The sequence below is a fragment of the Labilibaculum manganireducens genome, from assembly GCF_002843385.1.
Classification (GTDB): domain Bacteria; phylum Bacteroidota; class Bacteroidia; order Bacteroidales; family Marinifilaceae; genus Labilibaculum; species Labilibaculum manganireducens.
In genome coordinates this window covers 1-1,048 of sequence record NZ_MVDE01000095.1, presented here as the reverse complement: position 1 = coordinate 1,048, position 1,048 = coordinate 1, and the positions used below count along the sequence as shown (strand labels likewise).

The window sequence follows — 1,048 nt, the reverse complement described above, 5'->3', positions numbered from 1 at the left end:
TAGAGGTTATATCGATTAAAAAAACCATGAGATAACACATATTTACTTATTATTGTTTCTACGACAAACCAATAATAAGGTGTACCCCATGGAGTATTCAAAGATAAAGAATAAACCTAAAGTTTTGATTTCTTTAACAAGTTTGACCTGTTTAGAATTTGAGAAACTCTGTAATATGTTTACCGTTAGCTTAAATAATATATTGAAGTATTACACTTTGGAAGGTAAAATACGCCAGCGTAGCTTTAAAGTCAGGCGTAATTCTATTTTTAAAAGCAATGAGGAAATGCTTCTATTTGTTTTGTCTTATTATAAAAGTGGTTCCATACAAGAAGCGCATGCTTTGAAGTTTTCAATTACTCAATCCAAGGCAAATCGATATATTCACTTTTTCACCAAAATACTTCGGCAATGTTTAGTTGACAATAATTACAATCCCCTGAGAAATGGCTCTTTGTTGAAAACCAAGTTAGAACAACTGGATGTATCACAGTGTTATATTGATGGAACTGAACGAGAAATTCCAAGATCGACAGATTACGAAACTCAAAAGGAATATTATAGTGGTAAAGCAAAAAAGCACACGGTTAAAAACAATATTGTATCGGATAATGAAGGTAGAATCTTGCATCTGTCAGAAACCTATAATGGAAAAACTCATGACAAAAAAATATTGGATGAATCAATGTTGGAATTTGCAAAGAATACTGTAATCTATCTGGATACTGGATTTCAGGGTTTTAAATCTCAAGCAGGAATCACAATAATGCCAACTAAAAAAAAGAAAAATAAAGATTTAACAGGCGAAGAAAAGCTGGAAAATACTAGAATTGCGAAGGATAGAGTCCGAAATGAACATGCAATTGGAGGTGTAAAGCGACTCCGGATTTTGAAAGATAAAGTACGAATATGGGCTAATGATTTCCATGACGTCGTAATGGAAATAGCATGTGGGCTACAAAATTTGAGAGTTTCTATCAGACGATGGAAGTATCCGAAGTTAAAAACAAATAAACAAAACTATATTTCTAATTAGGAATAATGTCTA

At 32.2% G+C, this 1,048-nt stretch carries 1 protein-coding gene; it reads left to right on the top strand.

Features of this window, described 5'->3' with window-relative positions; translation table 11 throughout:
* The first annotated feature begins 88 nt into the window (after positions 1-88).
* Entirely contained in the window at positions 89-1,036 is a 948-nt protein-coding gene (locus BZG01_RS21345) for a transposase family protein (protein ID WP_101311844.1), read from the top strand.
* Positions 1,037-1,048: the final 12 nt, after the last annotated feature.

What these genes read in the sequence shown, in the direction of transcription:
- BZG01_RS21345 (WP_101311844.1), top strand. Translation starts at nt 89, where the DNA reads ATGGAGTATTCAAAGATAAAGAATAAACCTAAAGTTTTGATTTCTTTA.